Below are 24,826 nucleotides of genomic sequence, written 5' to 3'. Positions count from 1 at the left end.
GGATATGTCTGTAGCACAAAATTACGGTACTGGTCGCCGCAAGACATCCACGGCTCGGGTTTTCATCAAGCCGGGAAGCGGTAACATCTCTATCAATGGTCGCTCCATCGAAGACTTTTTCGGTCGTGAGACCCTGCGCATGATCGTTCGTCAACCGCTCGTGGTTGCCGAGTCCACCGATCGTTTCGATATCAACATCACTGTGAAGGGTGGTGGTATCAGTGGCCAGGCCGGCGCTATTCGCCACGGTCTGACCCGCGCTCTGATGGACTACGACGAAACCCTGCGTCCGGCTCTGCGCAAAGCGGGTTACGTTACCCGTGACGCCCGTGAAGTCGAGCGTAAGAAAGTGGGTCTGCGCAAGGCGCGTAAGCGTCCTCAGTACTCCAAGCGTTAATCACGCTGGTGCAGAACCGAAAAACCCGACCCCTCCGGTCGGGTTTTTTTATGCCTTGCCGGTTGGTTCCCGAATTGACATGGCGCAGGGAGTGGGCGTCTTGCCGGGGCTTTCCGACTTGTAAGCCCCTGGTAATTTCATTACCATTTGGGCGCTTATATTTTTGGGTTGTGAAGTCCTTTAAGATGCACGTGCCGGCGGTTCTGCGGGCTGTAGCATCGCCTGATGGGAGAAAACCATAATGAGTAATGGCGACGTTAGCCAGGGCCGGCGCCGGTTTTTGATCGGTGCTACGTCTGTGGTAGGTGGAGCGGGCGTCGTCGGTGCGGCGGTTCCGTTTCTGGGGTCCTGGAACCCCAGCGCAAAAGCGGAAGCAGCCGGTGCACCGGTAACCGTCAATGTCAGCAAGATTGAGCCCGGTCAGCAGATTACGGTCGAGTGGCGCGGTAAGCCGGTCTGGATCATCCGCCGAACCGATACCATGCTTGAGAACATCGAGAAGCTGAATGAGGAAGTCAAAGACCCTCAGTCGGAAGCGCCTCAGCAGCCGCCATACATTGACGGAATCTACCGAGCGCTCAAGCCGGAAATCGCAGTGCTCGTCGGGCTCTGTACTCACCTCGGTTGCGTGCCCAGCTACCGTCCGGAAGTGTCACCTGAAGACCTGGGCGAAGACTGGCTGGGCGGTCTGTTCTGTCCCTGCCACGGTTCCAAGTACGATCTGGCTGGCCGGGTCTATGAAGCGCAGCCTGCGCCGTTGAACCTCGAAGTGCCGCCATACCGTTACGACGATGACGACACCCTGACCATTGGTCTTGATCCGGAGGCTGCGTAATGAACAAGTTCATTAACTGGGTGGATGAACGTCTGCCGGTCGTTGACGCCTGGAACAAGCACGTCGGCAAGTATTACGCGCCGAAGAACTTCAACATGTGGTACTTCTTTGGCTCTCTGGCCATGCTGGTACTGGTTAACCAGCTGGTTACCGGCATCTGGCTGACCATGAGCTACAACCCGACTGCGGAAGGCGCCTTCGCCTCCGTGGAGTACATCATGCGTGACGTTCAGTGGGGTTGGTTGCTCCGTTATCTGCACTCCACGGGCGCATCTGCTTTCTTCATCGTGGTCTATCTCCACATGTTCCGCGGCCTGATGTACGGCTCCTATCAGAAGCCCCGTGAGCTGATCTGGATCTTCGGCATGTTGATTTACCTGATCCTCATGGCTGAGGCCTTCATGGGTTACCTGCTGCCCTGGGGCCAGATGTCCTACTGGGGTGCCCAGGTTATCGTTAACCTGTTCGGTGCCATTCCGGTTATCGGGGAAGATCTGTCGCTCTGGATTCGTGGTGACTATCTGATCTCGGGTATTACGCTGAACCGCTTCTTCGCCCTGCACGTGGTGGCCCTGCCCATCGTTCTGCTTGGTCTGGTGGTTCTGCATATCCTGGCTCTGCACGAAGTGGGTTCGAACAACCCTGACGGTATCGATATCAAGAAGAACAAGGACGAGAATGGCATACCCAAAGACGGTATCCCGTTTCATCCGTACTACACGGTTCACGACCTGCTGGGTGTGGGCGTGTTCTTCTTCATCTTCTTTATCGTAGTGTTCTTCTTCCCGGAAGGTGGCGGGCTGTTCATCGAGAAGCCCAACTTTGAGCCTGCGAACCCTCTGAAGACGCCTGAGCACATTGCCCCGGTCTGGTATTTCACGCCGTTCTACGCGATGCTTCGTGCGGTTACTGTCGATCTGTTCGGCCTCCCTGCCAAATTCTGGGGTGTCGTGGTCATGGGCGGCGCGATTGCAATCCTGTTTGTTCTGCCCTGGCTGGACAAGAGCCCGGTACGCTCCATGCGCTACAAGGGCTGGATGAGTCGTATTGCGCTGGCGATCTTTGTAGTGAGCTTCGTGGTGCTCGGCTACCTGGGGCTGGTACCTGCTACCGCCGGTCGTACCGCGGTCGCCCAGATCCTGACCGTGCTTTACTTCCTCTACTTTATTCTCATGCCGTTCTACACGCGCATGGAGAAAACCAAGCCAGTTCCAGAGAGGGTGACAGGGTAATGAGAAAGCTGATATTTGGTCTTTTCATCGCAATCCTGCCGGCTCTCTCGCTGGCAGCAGGGTCGTCGGTTCCGCTGGATAAATTCGAGGCGGATCATTCAGACGACGCCTCTCTCCAGAGGGGCGCGGCCCTGTTCACCAACTACTGCATGGGATGCCATTCCATGGAGTTCGCCCGCTACAAGCGTGTGGCCGAAGATCTGGATATCCCGGACGAGCTGTACGAGGAAAACCTGATCTTCACCGGCGCCAAGATCGGCGAGTTGATGAAGAACTCCATGAAGAAAGAAATGGCGGCCGACTGGTTTGGTGCGCCGCCACCTGATCTGACGCTTGAGACCCGCCTGCGCGGTGAAGCCTGGGTGTACTCGTATCTGCGTGGTTTCTACAAGGACGAAAGCCGTCCCCTGGGTGTCAACAACGTGGTGTTCCCGAATGTCGGTATGCCCCATGTGATGGTCAGCATGCAGGGTCTGTGTGCGGTGAAACCGAACATTGGCGTTGAGGCCTCCGTGGAGCCGCTCAGTGGCAACATCAACAACGCCGACGTGTGTCCGGAGTATGCCATCGAAGGCACCATGTCTGGCGCGGAGTTTGACCAGGCCATGTACGACCTGACCAACTTCATGTCCTACATGGGCGACCCGGTCAAGCTGGAGCGCGAGCGCCTGGGGATTTTTGTTCTCATTTTCGTCGCTATTTTCTTCGTCTTCGCCTACCTGCTCAATCGTGAGTACTGGAAGGACGTACACTGAGAAATAGGGTATAATCCCCGTCCCTGAGTTCCAGCGGGCAATAACCGGCCCGCTGGATTTTTGCGTTTTTCAGGATCATTTCGGTTTGTTTACTCGTGAGGTAGTTCTATGGGCGTTGTGACCAAGCGGTCATCAATGACGTTTTTCTCGGATCCTGCCAGCCATTACAGCCACAGGGTGCGTATCGTGCTGGCCGAGAAGGGTGTTACTGTCGATATCGTGGACGTGGATCCTGACAACCCGCCGGGCGAGCTGGCCGATCTGAATCCGTACAATGCCCTTCCGACCCTGGTGGACCGTGATCTGGTGCTCTACGAGCCCAACATCATGATGGAATACCTCGACGAGCGATTTCCCCACCCCCCGCTTCTTCCGGTTTACCCGGTGGCGCGCGCGAACAGTCGTCTGATGATTCATCGGATCCAGAAAGACTGGTGTGGCCTGGTTGATCAGATTCTGGCGCAACCGACGGCCAAGGCTTCGGAGGCGGCCCGCAAGGAATTGAAGGAAAGCCTCCTGGCGACGGCTCCCCTGTTTGGTGAGATGCCGTTTTTCCTGTCTGAGGAATTCACCATCGTCGATTGCTGCATTGCTCCGATTCTGTGGCGCTTGCCGGCACTGGGTATCGAGTTGACCGAGAAGCAGGCGAAGCCGGTGCAGAAATATATGGACAGTATCTTTGGCCGAGAGGGCTTCAAGGCAAGCCTGTCTGATCTGGAAGAAGACATTCGCAGCTGATTGATCGAGGCATCGCCAGCCGGAGCAGGAGAGTGGCAGTGGTAGAGAGCAAGCACACCATGACGTCCAGTCGTCCGTACCTGGTGCGGGCCTTCAATGAATGGATTCTCGATAACGACTGCACTCCCTATATCGTTGTCGACGCCGGTGTACAGGGTGTACAGGTCCCGACGGAGCATGTGGCGAACGGGCAGATAGTCCTGAATATCAGCCCGGGTGCGGTCCGTGGACTGGTGATTGGCAACGGCGCCCTGGAATTCAGCGCTCGTTTCGGCGGCGTTCCCATGCAGGTGTTCATTCCGTTGCAGGCTGTCATGGCAATCTACGCCAAGGAAAATGGCGAAGGTATGGTGTTTGGCAGTGAGCCGGGCTCCCCTGACCCAGATGGAACCGGGCGTGAACGTGAATCGGATACGCCGAATGGTGGTGAGGAGCGTCCTTCCGGAAGGCCGACCCTGAAAGTGGTCAAGTAGATCCAGAAAGAGCCCGAAAAAAGCCAGCACACGCTGGCTTTTTTGTTAGCCCCCGAAAAGTTTGCTGTCGATAAGTCCGCACAGTGCGTTGATAATGAGCAACAGAAGCGGGGAGGCCTCTGACGGGCTCAGGTTATTGAGTGCGATCTCGTGATCCTCCGGATGCAGGAGTGAGGTAATGTCGGACTTTTCCCGGGCACTCAGTACGACCACGTTCATTTCCCGGTCGTGGGCTGCCTGGATGGCCTGAATCAGGTTGGCCTTGTGGCCATCGTCGACGATCACGAAGAGCAGGTCGCCGGGTTTGCCGATGGCACGAACCTGGCGTGAGAAAGTGTCATTGAAGCGGTTGTCGCGACAGATCGCGGAGTAGGTTGTGGCGTCTGCTCCGAGGTTCAGGGCAGGCAGTGCCGGGCGGTCCTGGTCAAACCGATTGAGCAGCGCTGTGCAGAAATATTGGGCCAGGATATTGGCATTGCCGTTGGCACAGGTGATGATCTTGCCATCCTGAAGCAAAGTGGCCACAAACGCGTTGGCAACCCCCTCAATAGCTGGAGCGGTGCTGCTGGCTGCCTGTGCGGTGTGCTCCATATGGCTGGCGAACCATTGATTGATCTGATGTTCGGTGTCGGTCATGGTACTTACTTCATGCTGCCAGGATTGCGTTCCGGATCCATTGTACCCGGTATTTGCTGACGGTTCCGGGGGTTATCGCAATGACGTCGATTCGTGCTACCCGGTCCCAGAGTCCGTGCCTGTGGAGGTAAAACGAGGCGGCCCGAACCAGTCGTTGTTGCTTGGCGTGGTTGATGGAGCTTGCCGGGTCCACAAGGTGTCCCTGGCCGCGGTACCGGACCTCAAAGAAAACCAGCGTATCGCCATCCTGTCCAATCAGGTCGATCTCGCCCCCGCGGTTATACACGTTGCGCTCAAGCAGTTTAACGCCCTTGCGTTCCAGGTAGCGCGCCGCCACTCCCTCGAAATGGTTGCCCAGGGTTCTGTTGCCATCCATGGCCTTTGATCCTCTCTTGCTGAACGTCAGTTTGGCAGGGGCAAGCTTGCCTCAGGATTTTCGCTGGTGTCCGGCTCTTCGGTGACGGGATCCGGAAGCCGTACCGGAACGCCGTCCTGGAACTGCGCCCAGAGTTGTTCCCGGTGAATGCTGCCTTCGCGGGTCATGGTAAGGATGCCTGTATGCCCGGCAATGGACGCGCTTTCAACCTGCCTCAGTAGCGGCAGCCGTTTGCTTAGTTGCCAGGCATCGGCGCCCATGGCGAACAGCCGGCCCGGTTGCCCGCGGGTTGACGACAGCAGATCGGTGGCCCGTTTACGAAGTTCGTTCTCAGGGCCAAGGACCCAGGGAATGTCCGTGAAGACTACGCCATTGAGGTCTCTGTCCCGGCCCGGCGCCGGAGAGCCTTCATACACGATGGATGGGGAATAGACCGGCAGATCGCCGCCAAAGTAAAAGGCAAAAAGCGGTTTGAACTGGCGGGCAATGGTAGGCTCCGCCACCATCACGATGGCGTCGGCATCCTGCCGGCGGCGCGGTTCGAACTCCACGTCCATGCCGATGGTTCGTTCCACCTGAATGGCCCTGTCCCGGGACACGGTAATGCCCAGCAGGTCCGCGGTTACGGCGCGAAGGTTGTCCTCCCGGAAAAAGCGCTCAATGTCCAGGGCTGTGCCGCCATGAGCGCTCATCCGCTCAAGCAGTGCGGCCTCCACCCGGTCACCCCACTCGCCTTGGGGAATGAGAACCAATACCTGCTGCAGATCTTTGGCAGCCAAACGATCGGCGATCTGGCGGGCTTCATCTTCTGCTGAAAGGCCGAACTGGTACAGACCCTCCGGTGGCTGAATGTTGGCGGGCAGGTAGTTGAGGCCGAGGGCGGGCACCGGCAATGTGTTCATGTTGCCAAGTTGCGCCAGGGCATCCTTTTCCAGGGGGCCAACAATCAGGTCAATGTTCTGCCGGGACAGCTGCTGGTACAGATCAGCGAAGGAGGTCTCAGACGTATCGAAAATCCGGATGTCGGTCTCCCCCAGATCTGCCGATTGGTCCAGGTAGTAGGCCGCCAGGAACCCATCCCGTATAGCCTTGCCCGCAGTTGCCAGCGGGCCCTGCATGGGCAGGGCCAGTGCAATTCTCTCGGGCCTGCTTGCGGCAAGACTTGCAATCAAACGAAGTTCGGAGGGCAGCACCTGGGCTGCCGGGTGCCCCGGCCAGTTATTCTGCCAGTTCCTGATGATGCGGCCCTGCTCGTCGATGCTCACGTCGGGAGCCCGGACCAGGCTGGCCAGTTCGAGCCATCCCTGGACTTCATAGCCCAGTGCTTCGGCCGAAGAAGACGCCAGTCCCTCATCGGGTACCTTCTTCAGGAGCGACCAGATCCGGTTGTGAATCTTCTGGGCATCAGCGGAAGTGTCGGTCTGGGCCAGAACCATCAGGGTGTTGGCTGCAGGCAGGGGTTTGTCTGCGAGCAGGTAGGTATCAGCCTGAAGATTGGCGGCCCTGGCGATCAGGTTGGCGGGATAATCAACAAAATCGGCAGGCGACAGGTTTGTGGTGAGCTGTTTCGCCCACGCCCTGTCTTCCAGCGCGACGGCGCTTGCCATGGCGAGCAGTTGCTTCTGGCCGGCAAGGGCCGGTGCTGGTTGCGCCAGTTGATCGCTCTGCAGTAGTGTTCGTGCGGCCGCGTGATTGCCCTGATCCTGGAATCGGCTGGCAATCCGGAGCAGGTAAGCCTGGGCGGTTTCCAAGTTGTCTTCGTTACCGGCCAGCTGAAGGGCCTCGTTTGCGGTCTGGGCGATGTGTGAGTCAAGGTTCACGCTGGCACAACCGGCGGATAGAAGGACCGCGGTTAAAAGGCTGGTCAGGGCTCGATGATGAACGCGGATCTTTATCATGGCAGGCTCGACATACTCCGGATGATTGGGCTTGTAGCGCCAGTTTAACGGTGGCAAGTTTAACAGCTCCGGGTTCAATTCACATGACGTAACTGTCACGGAGCGCGTGTTCCTGAACAGGAGTACGCGTCCAAGGCCAAAGAGGCAGGCAACTTGAAAATCGAGGGTGGTGAACTGGGTAACGACGGCGGTCGAAAAGATGGCGCCGGAGGCACGCTATACGTGGTGGCAACACCCATCGGGAATCTGGACGACCTGTCTCCACGGGCGACCCGAACTCTGGCGCGCGTGGACGTGGTAGCGGCCGAGGACACCCGGCACAGCGGGCGGCTGCTGAGTCATCTCGGCTTGCACAAACGATTGATTGCCCTGCACGACCACAACGAGAAAGACCGGGCGTCAGCGCTGATTGCCGAGTTGGCGGCTGGGCGCGATGTTGCGCTGATCTCGGACGCCGGCACGCCGCTGATTTCCGACCCCGGGTACGTAGTGGTTCGCGAAGCTCGCTCGGCTGGCTATCCGGTAAGCCCCATCCCCGGCCCATGCGCGCTGGTGGCCGCCCTGAGCGCGGCGGGCCTGCCTACCGACCGGTTTCTGTTCGCTGGGTTCCTGCCCGCCAAGCGAGCTGCTCGCCGATCGGCCCTCGAGTCCCTGGGGTCGGAAACAGCGACGCTGGTTTTCTACGAATCGCCGCACCGGGTGCTGGACTGTGTGCAGGATGTGGCTGACATTCTGGGGCCGGACCGGGAAATCGTCCTCGGTCGGGAAATCACCAAGACGTTCGAGACCTTTTATTCCGGCACCGTGTCGGTGGTGCAGGAGGCGATGGAGACTGACCCTCATGGTAGCCGTGGGGAGTTTGTCTTGATGATTCGCGGCGCGCAGGCGGAGACCGGCAAGGAAAGTGCCGGTGAACTGGACGCTGACAGGCTCATCCGGGCACTGTTGCCGGAGTTGCCGGTAAAGAAGGTGGCGAGGATTGCTTCCGAGCTCACCGGGTTGTCGAAGAACGAACTCTATAAGCGCGCGCTCGCACTGAAGGAAGGGTGAGTGGGCCGCGATCCGGTTTTTCTTGCATGGTGAGAAGGGCTCGAGTATGGTCAGCGCCGAGCTCGCCAGACAGTCGCCGCCGGTGTATCCGGGGGAGGAAAGTCCGGGCTCCACAGGGCAAGGTGCCAGGTAACGCCTGGGCGGCGCGAGCCGACGGAAAGTGCAACAGAAAGTATACCGCCTAAGCGCCTTCGGGCGCCGGTAAGGGTGAAATGGTGCGGTAAGAGCGCACCGCGTGGCTGGCAACAGTCCACGGCGATGGTAAACCCCACCTGGAGCAAGACCAAATAGGAATCCAATGGCGTGGCCCGCGCTGGATTCGGGTAGGTTGCTTGAGGCCTGTGGTGACGCAGGCCCTAGATGAATGACTGTCCACGACAGAACCCGGCTTATCGGCGAGCTCGCCTTTTTCCTTTCTGTGACGCCCATCATTCTCAGCAGGCGTTCTTTATAGCCAAAAAATCTTACACCTCACTTGCCTTCTTCAGACTTTTTTGCAGGTGTTTGATTTTATGCCCTTTCTTTTCCGTAATCTCAGCATCTCATCGAATCCGCATCCGTAACCCCCTGTCATTAAAGAAACTTTCCCGAGAGTGGCGCTGTTTGCGGCGCTTGCATTGTGTATTGCGTGTTTCTATAGTGTGCAGAAGTGGGAAAAAGTGGTTTCTAGTGGTTTTTTGTGGATATCCAGTACTCAGAGACGGTGTAAATGAGCAATTTTCTCGGCAGTCATGCCATCAACATGGATGCGAAGGGTCGCCTGGCGATCCCCGCCAAGGTGCGCGAAGAGCTCGCGCAGGCCTGCGGCGGGCGCATTGTGTTGACGGCAAACGCCGACGAGGAACGCTGTCTTCTGGTGTACCCCGAACCTGAATGGGAGGTTCTGCGTCCCAAGATCGAAGCACTGCCCAACATGAACAAGGCCGCCCGGCGCCTGCAAAGGCTGATTCTGGGTAACGCCGCGCCCATGGAGCTGGATTCCGCGGGCCGCATCCTGATCCCGCCTACGCTCCGAAGCTATGCCCATCTTGAGAAGAAGCTGATGTTGATCGGGCAGGGCAAGAAGCTTGAGTTATGGAGCGAGGAGCGCTGGTTCGCCTGGCTGGACGAGTCTTCCGATGACGACGATATGCCGCCGGAAATGGAGGCGCTGTCCTTATGACCTCCGATCGCAGCCAGGAGGCCGGAGCGGCATATGCGCATCGCTCGGTGCTTCTGGACTCGGCGGTCGACTATCTGGTCAACGACCCCGATGGACACTATGTGGACGGCACCTTCGGTCGGGGTGGCCACAGCCGCCTCATTCTTGGTCGGCTTGGCCAGGCCGGTGGATTGCTGGGCATCGACAAGGATCCCGAAGCAATCACGGTGGCGAAAAACCTGGAAACCGAGGACGCCCGGTTCCATTGCTTTCATGGGTCGTTTGCGGAGCTGGAGCGCGCGCTGGAGAGCCGGAGCTGGCCCCTGGTCAACGGTGTCCTGCTGGATCTTGGCGTGTCGTCGCCCCAGCTGGATGATGCCTCCCGCGGGTTCAGCTTTATGCGCGACGGGCCGCTGGACATGCGGATGAATACAGAGCAGTCGCCCAGTGCCGCCGAGTGGTTGGCCACGGCGGAAGAAGCCGACATCGCCAACGTTATTTTCCGATACGGGGAGGAGCGTTTCTCTCGCCGTATCGCCCGTTTGATCGTCGAGCGTCGCCAGGAAGCGCCGGTGGAAACCACGCGGCAACTGGCCGAGCTGGTCAGTGAAGCAGTGCCCAAAAAGGAAAAGCACAAACATCCGGCCACTCGAACGTTCCAGGCCATCCGGATTTTTATCAACCGGGAGCTGGAAGATCTCGAGGTGGGCCTCAGGGCAGCGGTGGATCATCTGGCACCGGGAGGTCGCCTTGTGGTTATCAGCTTCCATTCGCTGGAGGACCGTTTGGTCAAGCGCTTCATGAGGGATCTGGCTCGAGGGCCTCAATTGCCCAAGGGCGTTCCGGTGACAGCCGAGCAGGATGCCTCGGATTTTCGCCTCGTGGGCAAGGCCAGCAAGGCCGCCGCCGAGGAAGTGAGCGATAACGTACGCGCCCGCAGCGCAGTGATGCGGGTGCTCGAACGCACTGATATCAGGAAAAACTCGCAGGGGAGCGCGTAATCATGGGCGCGGTAGCTATAGAAGAGCCGGTCAGATCGGCAAAGCTTAACAAGCAGAGAGTCAGGGAGGGCGTGGCAACCGCCGTCCGGATTTCTCGCCGGGTGTTCGATGCCACGCGTCAGGGTCGGATGCTGGTTACGTTGGCTCTGGTGGGAGTCCTGCTGGCGTCATCCATTGGCGTAGTGGTCAGCGCTCACGATAACCGGGAGTTATTCAACACCCTGTCGCAGCTTCAGGCGGAGCGCGACCGATACCAGAGCGAGTGGAGTCAGCTTTTGCTCGAACAGAGCGCGTTAAGCGCACATGGACGGGTTGAAAAGCTGGCGGCCGAGCGTTTCAGCATGGTGGTGCCCGAGCGCCAGGATATTGTGCTGGTGCCTTTGATGTCTCCGGTAGCGAGCCGGTAATTCACGATAACAACAAACCTTCAGGGTAATCGACGTGTCCGATCAGGGAAAGAAGACAACATGGGGGAAGCGTTTGGCGTCCGGGCTGGCGGCCTGGCGCTTTGGTTCCGTCGTGGGCGTCTTTTTACTGGTTGTGGGCGCTCTGGGCTGGCGCCTGGTTGATCTGCACGTCGTTGATAACGAGTTCCTCAGGAAACAGGGGGACGTGCGCACCATTCGCGTGGAGAGCATCGACGCGCACCGGGGCATGATCACCGATCGTTACGATGAGCCGTTGGCTGTCAGCACGCCGGTGCAAACCATCTGGGCCAACCCCTCGGAAGCCGACCCCACGGAACCTCGTCTGACCAACCTGGCCAGGTTGCTGGATATCAGTGAGGCATCACTGCGGAAGCGGATTCAGGACTATGCCGGGCGCGAATTCATCTACCTGCGTCGCAAAGTCCAGCCTGACCTTGCCCGCGAGGTGATGGCCCTGGACATTAATGGCGTCTACACGCGCCAGGAGTACCGGCGCTACTATCCGGCTGGCGAGGTCACCGCTCACGTGGTTGGCTTCACAGACATTGATGAGCGCGGCCAGGAAGGTCTTGAGCTCGCGTACAACCCCTGGTTATCCGGTGAGACCGGCCTGAAACGCGTGCTCAAGGACAACCGGGGTCGCGTCATCAAGGATCTTACCCTCATCCGTGATGCCAGTCCCGGTCGCAACCTTGCTCTCAGTATTGATCTGCGGCTGCAGTACCTGGCCTACCGGGAGCTGAAGGCCGTCGTCGCCGCCCATAACGCCCGGGGCGGAACCCTGGTGATGCTGGATGTGGATACCGGCGAAGTGTTGGCCATGGTCAATCAGGGCTCCTACAACCCGAACGATCGCAGTCAGCTGGCGGCCGAGAACCTGCGGAACAAGGCCATCACAGACCTGTTTGAGCCCGGGTCGACCATGAAGCCAATCACCATGGCCGCCGCGCTCGAGTCTGGTCGCTATACGGTGGACAGTACCATAGATACCAACCCGGGCTTCCGGCGTTTCGGTCGTTTTACCATCCGTGATCATCGCAATTATGGCGTGATGGATATGACTGAGATCATTGTCAAATCCAGCAACGTCGGCATCAGCAGGATTGCGACTGACCTGGGCGGAGACGTGATCCGGGATCTTTACGCTCGTCTGGGCCTGGGGCAGCCGACCGGTATCGGCTTTCCCGGGGAGGCGGTCGGCGTTCTGCCAGCACCACCAAAGTGGCGGCCAGTTGAGGAAGCCACGTTGTCCTACGGTTATGGCATGAGCGTGAACGCCCTGCAACTGGCTCAGGCCTACATGGTGATTGCCAACGGCGGCGTACGCTATCCGTTGAGCCTCATGCGTCGGGATGAAAAGCCGACCGGTGAGCGGGTGTTGTCAGAGCAGGTCACTTTCCAGGTGCGCAACATGCTCCGCGAGGCGGTGGCCCGAGGCACCGGCAAGCGTGCCCAGCCCGGTTTCTATTCTGCCGGCGGCAAGACCGGCACGGTGCATCTGGTGGGTGCGCAGGGTTACGAAGATAGCCAGTACAAGGCCATTTTTGCCGGTATGGCGCCTATTGATAACCCCAGACTGGTTACGGTTGTGGCCGTTGATGCGCCGCAGTCCGGAGAATATTACGGCGGCGAAGTGGCGGCGCCTGTATTCTCGCGGGTGATGAGTGACGCACTGCGACTGTTGAACGTGAAGCCTGAGCTGGAAGTGGGAAAAATGAAACACGGTGCTCCCGCTGCCGGAGAACGAGGGTAGGCCTATGTGCATCACATCACTCAGCACTCTGTTGCAAGGCATGGTCGCGGTTCCGTCAGTTTTTGATGTGACCATCCACGGTCTGAAGACCGACAGCCGTGACGTGACGACCGGCGATGCCTTTATTGCCCTGCCCGGAGCTCGAACGCCGTCGGACTTTTACGTCGACAGCGCCATCGAGGCGGGCGCCACCGTCATTCTTCTGCAGACGGAACAGGACGGCCCGTGTCAGGAGCGCCGTGGCGCCCTGGTGGTGCCGATTGTCGGCTTGCGAAAGCTGGTGGGGAAGCTAGCCGACCGGTTTTTCGAACACCCGTCCCAGCGTCTGCGCCTGCTCGGGGTGACTGGTACCAATGGAAAGACCTCGGTTTGCCAGTTCGTGGCTCAGTTGCTCAAGGAAACCGGAACGCCATGCGGAACCCTTGGCACGCTCGGTTACGGCATGCCGGGTGCTTTGCAACCTGCCAGCCACACCACACCCGACGTGGTACAGGTCAATAGAGTGCTGGCTCGGATCCTGAAGCAGGATGCTCGGGCAGCGGTGATGGAAGTGTCCTCCCACGCCCTTGACCAGGGCCGGGTGGATAACCTGACCATGACCGGTGCCGTGTTTACCAATCTGACCCGCGACCATCTGGATTACCACGGTTCCATGGAAGCCTATGGCGCTGCCAAGGCTCGTCTTTTCGAACGGGAAGAGTTGCATTTTTCCGTGATCAATTTTGACGATCCTTTCGGTCGGCAGCTGTTTGGTCAACTGGAAGGCAAATGTGATCGGGTTCGGTATAGCCTCCATGAGGCCCAGACCGAACTCTGGATGCGGGAGTTCCGGCCCACCGATCATGGTTTCGAGGCCGAGCTGGACGGTGAATGGGGTCGGTTTGACATCTCGGTGCCCCTGATGGGCAGCTTCAACGCCAGCAACGTGCTGGCCTCCATGGCCACAGTGCTGACCCTGGGAGTTCCGGTAGAACGTGTTCAGACGGCGGCGAGTCGCCTGACACCGCCCCCTGGTCGACTGGAACGTTTTGCCAGTGCCCAGGGTACGCGGGTTGTGGTGGATTACGCCCATACTCCCGATGCCCTGGCCAACGCGCTGTCGGCATTACGGCCTCATGTGGCCGGCAAGCTGATCTGCGTGTTTGGTTGTGGCGGCGATCGGGATCCGGGCAAGCGTCCGGAAATGGCCCGTGAGGCCGAGGCTCTGGCCGACCTGGTAATGGTGACCGATGACAACCCTCGCAACGAGGATCCCGCGGCCATTGTCCAGGATATCCTGGTCGGCTTCGAAGATCCGAAAACGGTCCGGGTGATTCACGATCGGGCCCGTGCCATTCAGGCCGCCATCGAATCAGCCGGCCCGGAGGACCTGGTTCTGGTGGCTGGCAAGGGGCACGAGGCCTATCAGGAAATCTCAGGGCAGAAGTATCCGTTCAGTGATGCCGAACAGGTTCGCCACATGCTTAACCTGAACGGAGGTGTGGCATGATGCGCGCCTTTTCCCTGGCGGAAGCCAGGCAATGGCTCGGTGCAGGATGCGCGACCGATGCCCTCGATGCGCTGGTGTTCGAAGGCGTTTCAACCGACACCCGCAGCCTCAAGCCGGGCCAGCTGTTCGTTGCACTTCGGGGCGATAATTTTGACGGCCATCGTTTCCTGTCACAGGCGGCGGCAGCCGGCGCCGTGGCTGCGGTGGTGGACACGCCGGTTGCCGACATAACCATGCCCCAACTGGTGGTTACGGACACCATTGAGGCGCTGGCGCAACTGGCAATGGCGAATCGTCTCGAAAGCGGTGCCGGTATTGTGGCCATCACCGGCAGCAGCGGCAAAACCACGGTCAAGGAGATGTGTGCCGCGATCCTGCGCCAGGTGGGCAACACCCTGTTTACCGAGGGTAACCTGAACAACCACATCGGTGTGCCCCTGACTTTGTTCAGGCTGTCCCCGGAGCACCGCTTTGGTGTTATCGAACTGGGTGCCAGCGGCGTGGGCGAAATTGCCCACACCGTCGCCATGGCCAAGCCCCGGGTGGGCATTCTGACCAACGCGGGCCAGGCTCACCTCGAAGGGTTCGGTAGCTATGAAAACATCGTGCTCACCAAGGGCGAGATTATTGATGGTGTAACCGCCGATGGCCTGGTGGTCCTGAACCAGGACGATCCGGCGTTCGAGCAATGGCGGCGCCGCGCCGGATCCCGCCGGTGTGTCGGTGTCAGTCGGCTTGGTGCCAATGCCGATTATCAGGTGGTGGTTGAGCGTGAGGACGCAGGCGTTCGGGAGTTGATGGTGACTGGCCCTGGCCAGTGGCGGCTCCGGGTTCGGCTAAGCCTGGCAGGCGACCATAACCTGACCAACATGCTGCTGGCGGTCGCGGCAACCCGGGAACTGGGTGCCGGCGATCAGGCCATTGTCGCCGGGCTGGAGAGTGTTGCCCCGGCGAAGGGGCGGCTGCAGATCCTGCCACTCACGCCCGAGCTGACCGTCATTGACGACAGCTACAACGCCAACCCGGCCTCCATGAAAGCCGCGCTGGATGTGCTGGCAGGCCGGGCAGGGCAGAAGATCGCGGTGTTCGGTGCTATGGCCGAGCTGGGCCCAGACGCCAGAAGGATGCATCAAGAAGTGGGTGAGCACGCCCGGAATCTTGGGATTGACCGGTTGATAGCTGTCGGCCCCGGCTGCGAAGGCTACGGCGACGGGTTTGGCGAAGCCGCCGAACTGGGGCTGAGCCACGAGCAGGCCGTTGAATCAGCACTCAATGCAGGACACACACCCTTGAACGTGCTGGTCAAGGGTTCTCGCAGTTCCGCCATGGATCGAGTGGTGGAGGGAATAAAAGAAAAGGTGAACGATTCATGCTGCTCTGGCTGACAGAGGTCCTATCACAGTATTTCTCCGCCCTGACGGTGTTTCAGTACCTGACTCTGCGCGGGATCCTGGGAACACTCACGGCGCTGCTGATCTCGCTGATCATCGGGCCGGTGATGATTCGCAAACTCAGTCAGTACCAGATTGGCCAGGCGGTGAGGGACGATGGCCCCCAGACTCATCTCAGCAAGGCAGGCACGCCGACCATGGGCGGCGCACTCATCCTGGTGGCCATCGGCATCAGTACGCTGCTGTGGGCGGATCTCAGCAACCGCTATGTCTGGGTGACCTTGCTGGTGACGCTGCTGTTCGGCGCTATTGGCTGGGTGGACGACTACCGCAAGGTGGTGGAGCGCAATCCAAGAGGCCTGCCCGCGCGCTGGAAATACTTCTGGCAATCGGTGATCGGGGCCACGGCCGCTGTGGTGCTGTTCTTCAGCTCCTCGCTGCCCCAGGAAACCTCGCTCTACGTGCCGTTTGTCAAGCAGGTCTCGCTGACGCTTGGGCCGGTGCTGTTCATCCTGCTGACCTATTTCGTGATTGTGGGCAGCAGCAACGCGGTCAATCTCACCGACGGTCTGGATGGCCTGGCGATCATGCCAACGGTCATGGTGGCGGCGGCCCTGGGTATCTTCGCCTACGTGTCCGGCCATGCCCAGTTCGCAAACTATCTGCTGATTCCGCATTTGCCCGGCACCGGTGAGCTGATTGTGTTCTGCGGTGCCTTGGTCGGCGCCGGCCTCGGGTTTCTGTGGTTCAACACCTACCCCGCACAGGTGTTCATGGGCGATGTCGGTGCACTGGCCCTGGGCGCGGCCCTGGGTGTGGTCGCGGTGATCGTGCGCCAGGAAATCGTGCTGTTCATCATGGGCGGTGTGTTTGTGATGGAAACCGTGTCGGTGATCCTGCAGGTGGCCTCGTTCCGCCTGACCGGACGCCGGATTTTCCGGATGGCGCCGCTGCACCACCATTTTGAGCTCAAGGGCTGGCCCGAGCCTCGAGTGATCGTCCGGTTCTGGGTCATTACCGTGGTTCTTGTACTGATTGGCATTGCCAGTCTGAAACTGAGATAGGACAACGCTGCAACTATGAGTGTCATTGTTTCGGATCGTCGCACACTGATCGTAGGGCTCGGTAAAACCGGGCTCTCGTGCGTGCGCTATCTGTCCGGGCAAGGCCGGGAAATCGCCGTGGCTGATAATCGTGAGCAGCCGCCAGGGCTGTCAGAACTGAAGGCCGAGTGGCCGGACGTGCCAGTCTACCTTGGCCGCTTTGATGCGGAGTTGTTCTGCGGTTTCAACGAACTGGTGGTCAGCCCGGGCATCAGTGTGGCCGAGCCGGCCGTCGCTGCGGCGGCCAGCCAGGGTGCCCGGATTCGCGGCGATATCGATCTGTTCGCCGAGGCGGCGGACGCCCCCATCGTTGCCATCACCGGCTCCAACGGTAAAACCACCGTCACCACCCTGGTGGGTGAGATGGCCAAAGCGGCCGGTCGCCGCGTGGCGGTTGGCGGCAATATCGGCACTCCGGCACTGGACCTGCTGGGGCACGGGGCAGAGCTGTATGTTCTGGAGCTGTCCAGCTTTCAGCTTGAAACCACCGAAGAACTCAACGCACTGGCCGCCACCGTGCTGAACGTCAGTGACGATCACATGGATCGCTACCCGAACAAGATGGCCTACTTTCAGGCCAAACAGCGGATCTTCCGTGGATGCCAGAATGCCATTGTCAATCTGGACGACGCACTCAGCACCCCCATGGCAAGGGATAACCTGCGCTTCCTGTGCTTCGGGTTCCACCGGGTCAATCCCGAGACCTTCAGTACCCGTGACGACGACCAGGGTACCTGGATTACCTTCGGTTTCGACAACCTGTTGCTGGCCAGCGAACTGAAGCTCATGGGGAGCCACAACATCAGTAACGTTATGGCGGCCCTTGCCCTGGGTCATGCCGCCGGGCTGCCGATGGACATCATGCTGTCGGTGGCCCGGGAGTTTCCGGGCCTGCCGCACCGGTGCGAGTTTATTCGAAGGCTCAACGGTGTTGATTTCATCAACGATTCCAAGGGCACCAATGTGGGGGCGACGGTGGCGGCGATCGAGAGTCTCGCGCCCCGCGATGGCAAAGTCGTGCTGATTGCCGGCGGAGACGGCAAGGGCGCCGATTTCACCGCTCTGGAGGCGCCGGTAGCCTTGCATTGCCGCGCGGTCGTGCTGATCGGCCGGGATGCACGCGCCATCGCGGAGGTGTTCGGCAGTGGTATCGAGGTTCATTACGCCGACGATCTGGCCGAAGCTGTCGCACTGTCGGCCGACATTGCCCAGTCGGGTGACCGGGTGTTGCTGTCCCCGGCCTGCGCAAGTTTCGACATGTTCCGGGATTACCTGGATCGTGGTGATCAGTTCCGTTCGCTGGTGGAGGGCCTGTGATGCACGCAGATCTTTCACTGCAACGTCGCAACGCCTGGCTGGGAGAAATCCAGCCATTGCCTATGTTGGTGGTCAGCGCCGCTGCGCTGCTGGTGCTGGGTGTGATCATGATCTCCTCGGCGTCCATGGACATGGCCGCCGAAACTGTGGGTAACAGTTACTACTATGTGGTTCGTCAGCTCATTTTCGCCGCCCTCGGGTGCCTGCTGGCGCTGGTTGCGGTCAATGTGCCTGTTGCCTGGTGGGAGCGCAGCGGATGGTTGCTTCTGGGTATCGGATTGCTGTCTCTGTTTCTGGTGCTCACGCCCCTGGGGCGCACGGTCAACGGGTCCACTCGCTGGATTCCTTTTGGCCTGTTCAATGTCCAGGTGTCGGAAGTTGCCAAGCTCTGTCTGATTGCCTATCTGGCCGGCTACGTGGTCCGCCGCCGAGAGGAGCTGCTCAACACCTGGCCAGGTTTCCTCAAGCCACTGGTCGTGCTGGGACTTGCATCGGTCCTGCTGGTGATCCAGCCGGACTTCGGGGCCACGGTGGTGCTGGTAACGGCGGCAGCGGGCATGATCTTCCTGAGCGGTGTGCGGCTCAGCCGGTTCATGCCACTGATCGGTACGCTGGTGGTACTCGGTGCCATTCTCATCGTGACCCAGCCTTACCGTCTGAAGCGGGTGGTCAGCTATCTCGATCCCTGGAAGGACCAGTTCGACAGTGGCTACCAACTGACTCAATCACTGATTGCCTTTGGTCGTGGTGAGTGGGCCGGCGTTGGTCTCGGCAACTCGATCCAGAAGCTGTTCTACCTGCCAGAGGCCCACACGGACTTCATCTTCGCCATCATTGCCGAGGAGTTCGGCCTGCTGGGGTCATTGTTGGTACTGGGACTGTTCGCACTGCTGGTGGTCAGTGGATTCGTGATCGCGCGGCGGGCGGAGAAAGCGGACATGCCTTTTGGCGCCTGCTTTGGCTACGGGCTGACACTGCTGATCGGCCTGCAGGCCGGCATCAACATGGCGGTGAGCACTGGGCTGCTGCCCACCAAGGGACTGACCCTGCCACTGGTCAGTTATGGCGGTTCGAGCCTGATGATCACCTGCGTCTGTATCGGGGTTCTGGCCCGCATCGAGATGGAACGCCTGGACCAGGAAAAGCTGGCACGGGAGAAGACCGGCCCCAGGAGCCGGGGAGGTGCGGTCTATGACTGATCAGCGCCGCTTCCTGATGATGGCTGGTGGTACCGGCGGCCATGTTTTTCCTGCTCTGGCGACTGCCCGCGCGCTTGAGGCCCGTGGTCACCAGGTGTACTGGCTGGGCGCCAGCGGAGGCATGGAGCAGCGATTGATATCCGACACCGACATTCCGCTGTCGCTGATCCATATTTCCGGCCTCCGGGGCAAGGGCAGGTTGGCCTTGCTGGCCGCGCCTTTCCGCCTTATGCGCGCGCTTGGCGAGGCCTATACCGTATTGCGGCGCATCCGGCCCCACTGTGTGGTGGGCATGGGTGGTTTCGTGACTGGCCCCGGCGGCGTTGCTGCCTGGCTCACTCGTACGCCACTGGTGATTCATGAGCAGAACGCCATTGCCGGTCTGACCAACCGATTGCTGGTTCGATTCGCCCATACCGTACTGGAAGCGTTTCCGGGTAGTTTTGGCGCCAAGGTAGTCACCCGCTGTACCGGTAATCCGGTGCGTGAGGATCTGGCCGCGCTGCCAGGGCCGGGAGAACGCCTTGCCGGGCGTTCCGGCCCCCTGAAATTGCTGGTGATTGGCGGCAGCCTGGGGGCGCAGGCGTTCAATGAACAGTTGCCGGAGGCGCTTGCTCTGCTGCCGGAACAGGAACGCCCGCTGGTTCGTCACCAGTGTGGTGAGCGTCATGCCGATGCGGCAAGGGCCGCCTACGAACGCCATGGCGTCGAGGCCAGTGTAGAGCCGTTTATCAAGGACATGGCCGAAGCCTATCAATGGGCCGATCTGGTGCTGTGCAGATCTGGCGCGCTGACCGTGTCAGAGCTCTGTGCGGTGGGTATCGGTGCGGTTCTGGTGCCCTTTCCCCATGCGGTGGACGATCACCAGACCCGCAATGGCGAACACATGGTGGCGGCGAAGGCGGCCATCCTGATTCCTCAATCCAAAATGACTCCGGCGGTGCTGGCGGAAACCCTGGGCGACCTGGCCCGGGACCGTAACCGGGTGGTGGATATGGCAAAGGCAGCTCGTGCCCTGGCGCGCCCGGACGCCACGGAGAGAGTCGTAAATTATTGTCTGGAGGCCGCTCATGGCTGATGTAACCAATCCGCCCCTGGTCTACCAGGTGCCCGAAATGCGCCGGATCCGCCACATTCACTTTGTTGGCATTGGCGGTGCGGGCATGAGTGGTATTGCCGAGGTCCTTAAGAACCAGGGCTACGACGTATCGGGCTCGGACCTGAAGGAAGGCGCGGTCACCGACCGCCTCAAGGCCATGGGCGTGGACGTCCAGATCGGCCATCGGGAAGAGAACAGTGCCAGTGCCGATGTGGTGGTAGTGTCCTCCGCCGTCGGCGCCGACAATCCTGAGGTGGCTTCGGCCCGGAGCCGTCGCGTGCCCATCGTGCCGAGGGCCGAGATGCTGGCGGAGATCATGCGTTATCGGCACGGCATTGCCGTGGCCGGCACGCACGGCAAAACCACCACCACCAGCCTGATCGCCTCTATCCTCGGCGAAGCAGGCCTGGATCCGACGTTCGTGATCGGCGGCAAGCTCAACAGTGCCGGTACCAATGCCCAACTGGGCGGTTCCCGCTATCTGGTGGCCGAGGCCGATGAGAGTGACGCCTCGTTCCTGCACCTGACGCCGGTGATCTCGGTGGTTACCAACATCGAAGCGGACCACATGGACACCTACGGCGGTGATGTGGAGAAGCTCAAGCAGACCTTCGTGGATTTTCTGCACAATCTGCCGTTCTACGGCGTTGCGGTGATGTGCGTGGATGACGGCTATGTACAGGAGATCATCCCCAGGATCTCCAGGGCCATCATCACCTATGGCATCGACAATCCCGACGCCGACTACCGGGCGGAGAACATTTCTTCCGACGGCCTGCGGACGCATTTTGTTGTCAAGCGCCCGGGTGGCCGCAGTGATCTGGCTGTCGAGCTCAAGATGCCGGGCCGACACAACGTCCTCAATGCCCTTGCGGCCATTGCCGTCGCTACCGATGAAGGCGTGGAAGACGACGCCATCTGTCGGGGCCTCGCCGGGTTTGCCGGTGTCGGCCGCCGATTCCAGGTCTACGGCGATTACAAGACGCCGCGGGGGACGGTCACCCTGGTGGACGACTACGGGCACCATCCCACAGAGGTTGAGGCTGTCATTCGTGCGGCTCATGACGCCTGGCCGGATCGGCGTCTGGTGATGCTGTATCAGCCCCATCGTTACACCCGAACCCGTGACCTGTATGAGGATTTTGTCCGGGTGCTGTCGGAAGTGGACGGTCTGTTGCTTATGGATGTCTATTCCGCCGGCGAGCCAGTCATCCCGGGCGCCGACGGTCGGGCCCTGTGTCGCAGTATTCGCCAGCGGGGTCAGGTGGAACCGGTATTTGTCGAGGACAACCGTGAAATTGAATCCCTGCTGGCCAACGTGCTGCAGGATGGCGACCTGCTGATTACCCAGGGCGCCGGTGACATTGGTGGCGTAGCGGCCCGTCTGGCGGCCGCAGGAGTGATGGCCAGTGAGTGATATGCATCATCCCGAACCCCAGGCCTATCAGGCCGATCCCGAGCTGGTCCGTGCCTTCGGTCGCGTGGCTGTGTTCATGGGCGGAGATTCGGCAGAGCGGGAAGTTTCCCTGAAAAGTGGCAAGGCGGTACTGGCGGCTCTGGTGTCCGCAGGAGTTGACGCCTTTGCCGTTGACGTTCAGGGGTGTCTGCTGCGAACCGTCGACAACCCCGAGTTTGACCGGGTCTTTATCGCCCTTCACGGGCGCGGAGGGGAAGACGGTACGCTGCAGGCGATCCTGTCTCAGGCGGGGATTCCCTACACCGGAAGTGAAATGATGGCCTCCGCTCTGGCCATGGACAAGCTCAGAACCAAATACGTGTTCGAGGGTTGCGGCTTGCCGACGCCGAAATTCCGGACCATGTCCGGTGTCGGGCAGGCTGAACAGATCCTGAAGGAGTTGAAGGCACCGCTCAGTGTGAAGCCGTCCCGGGAGGGATCCAGCATCGGAATCCGCAAGGTGCACACCGCAGCGGAGCTGGTCGATGCCTACGAGGCGGCGGCTGCCCTGGACAGCATGGTGCTGGTAGAGGAATGGGTTGAAGGGCCAGAGTTTACCGTCAGCCTGCTGCAGGATCAGGCCCTGCCGGCCATCGGGCTGAGTGCCAGCACCGAGCACGTGTTCTATGACTACGAGGCCAAGTACCTGGCCGACGACACCCGGTACCGCATTCCCTGTGGCCTGGCGCCGGAGGACGAAGTCCGCCTCCAGCACCTGGCGCTGGAAGCGTTTCGGGTGGTGGGCTGTCGCACCTGGGGTCGTGTTGATGTTATGCAGGACGGCGACGGACAGTTCTGGTTGCTGGAGGTGAATACGGTACCGGGTATGACCGATCACAGCCTGGTGCCCATGGCGGCCAGGGCCGCCGGCATCTCTTTCGAGGAGCTGGTGGTGCGGATACTCAAGGACACGCTGGAGGGCAGCGATGTTTGAAACAGTGCTGATCCGGAGCCGGGCGACCCCGCCCGAGCCGCCCCGGCGTCGGGGAGCCACCTCCCTGGAGCCTGAGCGGGACCGGTTTGGCCTGTTGCGAGGCGTACTGGCCGCGGTGCCCTGGCTCCAGGTGGGGCTGGGCGCGGTGATTGTTCTGCTGGCCGGACTGGTGCCCTGGGGGACCGGCAAGGTTCTCACCGCCATGGACCAGCAGATCCTTGCGGTGGATGTGAAAGGGGACTTCGTGGGCGACAGCCGGGTGGCGATCGAAAGAGCGGCCGGTAACTGGATCGGCAAGAGCTACTTCGCCACCGATCTGTCCGAGATCAAGGCCAGCCTTGAGCGCCGGCCCTGGGTAGAATCCGCAGCGGTTCGCCGGGTGTGGCCGGATCGGCTGGTGATCGACATCCGGGAGAAAAAACCGCTGGCCTACTGGACCGACGGTCGCCTGGTCAGCCGTACCGGACAGCTGTTTGCACCTCCCAACCCGGAGGTGGCCGGACCGCTGCCGCGACTGGCCGGGCCGGACGAGAGGGTGCGCGATGTGATCGCCATGGCACGAACCATGAGCGATCGACTGGTGGCCCGCGGGCTTGGTTTCTCCGGCCTGGCGCTGGAGCACCGGGGCGCCTGGACGCTGCAGCTGGCCAATGGCATTGAGGTGGTTCTTGGCCGTGATCAGGTAGAGCAGCGCTTTGAACGGTTCATGACGGTTTATGAAAACCGGCTGGCGGCACGATCCAATGAAGTCAGTCGGGTGGATGCCCGCTACACCAACGGGGTAGCGGTCCAGTGGAAGGCCGAAGCGGAAGCTTCCGGCCCGAAATCCTAGCAACGGTTTGTTCAGACCTACGGTTTGGTGAAACACATGTCATCGGTTGAAACGGAAAACATGATTGTCGGCCTCGATATCGGAACCTCGAAGGTGGTCGCGATCGTCGGTAAGCGCAAGATGGACGGCACCATCGAGGTGGTGGGTATCGGTTCCCACCCGTCCCGGGGCCTGAAGCGTGGGGTGGTGGTCAATATCGAAACCACGGTCCAGGCGATCCAGCGTGCCGTGGAAGAGGCGGAGTTGATGGCAGGGTGTCGCATTCACTCGGTATACGCGGGGATTGCGGGAAGCCACATCAAGAGCCTTAACTCCCACGGGATCGTCGCTATCCGCGACCGGGAAGTGACCCAGGCGGATATCGACCGGGTGATCGACGCTGCCCAGGCGGTAGCCATTCCGGCCGACCAGAAGATCCTGCACATCCTGCCCCAGGAGTTCGTGATCGACAGCCAGGAGGGCATCAAGGAACCCATGGGCATGTCCGGCGTCCGTCTGGAGGCGAAAGTGCATCTGGTGACCTGCGCGGTGAACGCCGCCCAGAACATCGAGAAGTGCGTGAAACGGTGCGGCCTTGAGGTAGACGACATCATCCTTGAGCAGCTGGCCTCCAGCCACGCCATCCTGACAGAAGATGAGAAGGAGCTGGGGGTTTGCGTGGTGGACATTGGTGGCGGTACCACCGACATCGCGGTGTTTACCGGTGGCGCTATCCGTCACACCGCCGTGATCCCGATTGCTGGCGACCAGGTCACCAATGACATAGCTATGGCCCTGCGCACGCCCACGCAGAATGCCGAAGAAATCAAGATCAAGTATGCCTGCGCGCTCACCCAGCTGGCCGGCGCCGACGAGACCATCAAGGTGCCGAGCGTAGGCGATCGTGCCCCCAGGGATCTGTCGCGGCAGGCTCTGGCCGAGGTGGTGGAGCCCCGATATGAGGAGCTGTTCACCCTCGTTCAGTCCGAACTGCGCCGCTCCGGGTTTGAAGACCTGATCCCGGCAGGCATCGTGATTACCGGCGGTTCCTCCACCATGGAAGGGGTGGTTGAACTGGCCGAGGAGATCTTCCACATGCCGGTACGGCTGGCCTGTCCGCAGGCGGTTTCCGGGATGACGGAAGTGGTCAACAACCCCATCTACGCCACCGGCGTCGGGCTGTTGATTCATGGTTTCCGCCAGATGGATCTTGGGCGGGCACCTGTGCTCAAGGGTGAAGATGCACCCTCGCTGTTTGAGCGCATGAAAGCCTGGTTTACCGGTCATTTCTGACGGTAACCCGGGAGGCAGTAC

General features: G+C 60.4%; 24 protein-coding genes and 1 other RNA gene. 22 read left to right on the top strand and 3 right to left on the bottom strand.

Features of this window, described 5'->3' with window-relative positions; translation table 11 throughout:
• The first annotated feature begins 4 nt into the window (after positions 1-4).
• The 6 genes from rpsI (at position 5) to BM344_RS14745 (ending at position 4,430) form a co-directional block, all read left to right on the top strand.
• Complete coding sequence (rpsI, locus tag BM344_RS14770; RefSeq protein ID WP_064226992.1) at positions 5-397, top strand: 30S ribosomal protein S9; 393 nt, start codon at positions 5-7, stop codon at positions 395-397.
• Positions 398-638: 241 nt separating this feature from the next.
• Positions 639-1,232: a ubiquinol-cytochrome c reductase iron-sulfur subunit gene (gene petA, locus BM344_RS14765; RefSeq protein ID WP_091991857.1), complete on the top strand. Its 594-nt coding sequence runs from the start codon at positions 639-641 to the stop codon at positions 1,230-1,232.
• Positions 1,232-2,464 (top strand): cytochrome b, encoded by a 1,233-nt coding sequence (locus BM344_RS14760; protein WP_091991855.1) that lies wholly within the window; start codon positions 1,232-1,234, stop codon positions 2,462-2,464. Before petA ends, BM344_RS14760 begins: the two co-directional genes overlap by 1 nt.
• Entirely contained in the window at positions 2,464-3,219 is a 756-nt protein-coding gene (locus BM344_RS14755) for a cytochrome c1 (protein WP_091991853.1), read from the top strand. The genes BM344_RS14760 and BM344_RS14755 overlap by 1 nt, the downstream gene beginning before the upstream one ends.
• Before the next feature lie 108 nt (positions 3,220-3,327).
• Positions 3,328-3,957, top strand: a complete 630-nt coding sequence (locus tag BM344_RS14750) for a glutathione S-transferase N-terminal domain-containing protein (RefSeq protein ID WP_091991851.1) — start codon at positions 3,328-3,330, stop codon at positions 3,955-3,957.
• A gap of 59 nt (positions 3,958-4,016) precedes the next feature.
• A complete protein-coding gene (locus BM344_RS14745; protein ID WP_208603447.1) occupies positions 4,017-4,430 on the top strand; it encodes a ClpXP protease specificity-enhancing factor in 414 nt (137 codons plus the stop codon).
• Between the two features lie 45 nt (positions 4,431-4,475).
• Here the strand turns inward: BM344_RS14745 and BM344_RS14740 are convergent, their stop codons facing one another.
• From BM344_RS14740 to BM344_RS14730, 3 genes are read right to left on the bottom strand one after another with little or no spacing between them, the layout of a single operon-like run.
• Positions 4,476-5,066, bottom strand: coding sequence for an SIS domain-containing protein (locus BM344_RS14740; RefSeq protein WP_091991847.1), 591 nt, complete (start codon positions 5,064-5,066; stop codon positions 4,476-4,478).
• A 10-nt stretch (positions 5,067-5,076) separates the two neighbouring features.
• A complete protein-coding gene (locus BM344_RS14735; RefSeq protein WP_091991845.1) occupies positions 5,077-5,442 on the bottom strand; it encodes a YraN family protein in 366 nt (121 codons plus the stop codon).
• Between the two features lie 26 nt (positions 5,443-5,468).
• Positions 5,469-7,262, bottom strand: coding sequence for a penicillin-binding protein activator (locus tag BM344_RS14730; protein WP_228143653.1), 1,794 nt, complete (start codon positions 7,260-7,262; stop codon positions 5,469-5,471).
• 252 nt (positions 7,263-7,514) lie between these two features.
• Between BM344_RS14730 and rsmI the strand changes: the two genes are divergently transcribed.
• From rsmI to ftsA, 16 genes are all read left to right on the top strand, one after another.
• Positions 7,515-8,390 carry a 16S rRNA (cytidine(1402)-2'-O)-methyltransferase gene (rsmI, locus tag BM344_RS14725; protein WP_167363251.1) on the top strand — a complete coding sequence of 292 codons (876 nt, stop codon included), beginning with the start codon at positions 7,515-7,517 and terminating at the stop codon, positions 8,388-8,390.
• A 57-nt stretch (positions 8,391-8,447) separates the two neighbouring features.
• Positions 8,448-8,798, top strand: an RNA gene (gene rnpB, locus BM344_RS14720) — RNase P RNA component class A.
• A gap of 301 nt (positions 8,799-9,099) precedes the next feature.
• Positions 9,100-9,552 carry a division/cell wall cluster transcriptional repressor MraZ gene (gene mraZ, locus BM344_RS14715; protein WP_091991839.1) on the top strand — a complete coding sequence of 151 codons (453 nt, stop codon included), beginning with the start codon at positions 9,100-9,102 and terminating at the stop codon, positions 9,550-9,552.
• Positions 9,549-10,532, top strand: a complete 984-nt coding sequence (rsmH, locus tag BM344_RS14710) for a 16S rRNA (cytosine(1402)-N(4))-methyltransferase RsmH (protein WP_091991837.1) — start codon at positions 9,549-9,551, stop codon at positions 10,530-10,532. The genes mraZ and rsmH overlap by 4 nt, the downstream gene beginning before the upstream one ends.
• Positions 10,533-10,534: 2 nt before the next feature.
• A complete protein-coding gene (gene ftsL, locus BM344_RS14705; RefSeq protein WP_091991835.1) occupies positions 10,535-10,939 on the top strand; it encodes a cell division protein FtsL in 405 nt (134 codons plus the stop codon).
• Between the two features lie 34 nt (positions 10,940-10,973).
• Positions 10,974-12,713 carry a peptidoglycan D,D-transpeptidase FtsI family protein gene (locus tag BM344_RS14700; RefSeq protein WP_091991833.1) on the top strand — a complete coding sequence of 580 codons (1,740 nt, stop codon included), beginning with the start codon at positions 10,974-10,976 and terminating at the stop codon, positions 12,711-12,713.
• A 4-nt stretch (positions 12,714-12,717) separates the two neighbouring features.
• Positions 12,718-14,202: a UDP-N-acetylmuramoyl-L-alanyl-D-glutamate--2,6-diaminopimelate ligase gene (locus BM344_RS14695; RefSeq protein ID WP_091991831.1), complete on the top strand. Its 1,485-nt coding sequence runs from the start codon at positions 12,718-12,720 to the stop codon at positions 14,200-14,202.
• Complete coding sequence (locus BM344_RS14690) at positions 14,199-15,587, top strand: UDP-N-acetylmuramoyl-tripeptide--D-alanyl-D-alanine ligase (RefSeq protein ID WP_091991829.1); 1,389 nt, start codon at positions 14,199-14,201, stop codon at positions 15,585-15,587. The genes BM344_RS14695 and BM344_RS14690 overlap by 4 nt, the downstream gene beginning before the upstream one ends.
• Positions 15,572-16,657 (top strand): phospho-N-acetylmuramoyl-pentapeptide-transferase, encoded by a 1,086-nt coding sequence (gene mraY / locus BM344_RS14685; RefSeq protein ID WP_091991827.1) that lies wholly within the window; start codon positions 15,572-15,574, stop codon positions 16,655-16,657. The genes BM344_RS14690 and mraY overlap by 16 nt, the downstream gene beginning before the upstream one ends.
• A gap of 15 nt (positions 16,658-16,672) precedes the next feature.
• On the top strand, positions 16,673-18,013 hold the full coding sequence (gene murD / locus BM344_RS14680) for a UDP-N-acetylmuramoyl-L-alanine--D-glutamate ligase (protein WP_091991825.1): 1,341 nt from the start codon (positions 16,673-16,675) through the stop codon (positions 18,011-18,013).
• Complete coding sequence (gene ftsW / locus BM344_RS14675) at positions 18,013-19,212, top strand: putative lipid II flippase FtsW (protein ID WP_091991823.1); 1,200 nt, start codon at positions 18,013-18,015, stop codon at positions 19,210-19,212. The genes murD and ftsW overlap by 1 nt, the downstream gene beginning before the upstream one ends.
• On the top strand, positions 19,205-20,290 hold the full coding sequence (murG, locus tag BM344_RS14670) for an undecaprenyldiphospho-muramoylpentapeptide beta-N-acetylglucosaminyltransferase (RefSeq protein WP_091991821.1): 1,086 nt from the start codon (positions 19,205-19,207) through the stop codon (positions 20,288-20,290). The genes ftsW and murG overlap by 8 nt, the downstream gene beginning before the upstream one ends.
• Positions 20,283-21,728: a UDP-N-acetylmuramate--L-alanine ligase gene (gene murC / locus BM344_RS14665; RefSeq protein WP_091991819.1), complete on the top strand. Its 1,446-nt coding sequence runs from the start codon at positions 20,283-20,285 to the stop codon at positions 21,726-21,728. Before murG ends, murC begins: the two co-directional genes overlap by 8 nt.
• A 1-nt stretch (position 21,729) precedes the next feature.
• Positions 21,730-22,701 (top strand): D-alanine--D-alanine ligase, encoded by a 972-nt coding sequence (locus tag BM344_RS14660; RefSeq protein WP_091991817.1) that lies wholly within the window; start codon positions 21,730-21,732, stop codon positions 22,699-22,701.
• A complete protein-coding gene (locus BM344_RS14655; RefSeq protein WP_091991815.1) occupies positions 22,694-23,533 on the top strand; it encodes a cell division protein FtsQ/DivIB in 840 nt (279 codons plus the stop codon). Before BM344_RS14660 ends, BM344_RS14655 begins: the two co-directional genes overlap by 8 nt.
• 36 nt (positions 23,534-23,569) lie before the next feature.
• Positions 23,570-24,805 carry a cell division protein FtsA gene (gene ftsA / locus BM344_RS14650; RefSeq protein ID WP_008176504.1) on the top strand — a complete coding sequence of 412 codons (1,236 nt, stop codon included), beginning with the start codon at positions 23,570-23,572 and terminating at the stop codon, positions 24,803-24,805.
• Positions 24,806-24,826 lie beyond the last annotated feature (21 nt).

The organism is Marinobacter gudaonensis (genome assembly GCF_900115175.1).
GTDB lineage: Bacteria > Pseudomonadota > Gammaproteobacteria > Pseudomonadales > Oleiphilaceae > Marinobacter > Marinobacter gudaonensis.
This window is presented reverse-complemented; position numbering and strand designations above follow the sequence as displayed.